The following is a 538-nucleotide window of genomic DNA, read 5'->3' as shown; positions in this document are numbered from 1 at the left end:
ATGCTTCCACTTCTGGCCTATCAACCCAGTGGTCTACTGGGGGCCTTACCCGGTTAACCCGGTGGGAGACCTCATCTTGAAGCGTGCTTCCCGCTTAGATGCTTTCAGCGGTTATCACTCCCGAACGTAGCCAACCAGCCGTGCTCCTGGCGGAACAACTGGCACACCAGAGGTTCGTCCACCCCGGTCCTCTCGTACTAGGGGCAGCCCTTCTCAAGTCTCCTGCGCGCGCAGCGGATAGGGACCGAACTGTCTCACGACGTTCTAAACCCAGCTCGCGTGCCGCTTTAATGGGCGAACAGCCCAACCCTTGGGACCTACTCCAGCCCCAGGATGCGACGAGCCGACATCGAGGTGCCAAACCATCCCGTCGATATGGACTCTTGGGGAAGATCAGCCTGTTATCCCCGGGGTACCTTTTATCCGTTGAGCGACGGTGCTCCCACATGCCACCGCCGGATCACTAGTTCCGACTTTCGTCCCTGCTCGACATGTCTGTCTCACAGTCAAGCTCCCTTGTGCACTTACACTCGACACC

Annotated in this window: 1 rRNA gene; it reads right to left on the bottom strand. The window is 58.7% G+C overall.

The annotated features are described in order from the left end of the window. A 23S ribosomal RNA gene (locus ABD231_RS42095) occupies positions 1-538 on the bottom strand; the annotation flags it as partial.

It is taken from the genome of Kribbella yunnanensis (genome assembly GCF_039529655.1).
GTDB classification, from domain to species: Bacteria; Actinomycetota; Actinomycetes; order Propionibacteriales; family Kribbellaceae; genus Kribbella; species Kribbella yunnanensis.
Note: the sequence above shows the minus strand (reverse complement) of the source record. Positions and strands in the feature narration are given on the sequence as shown.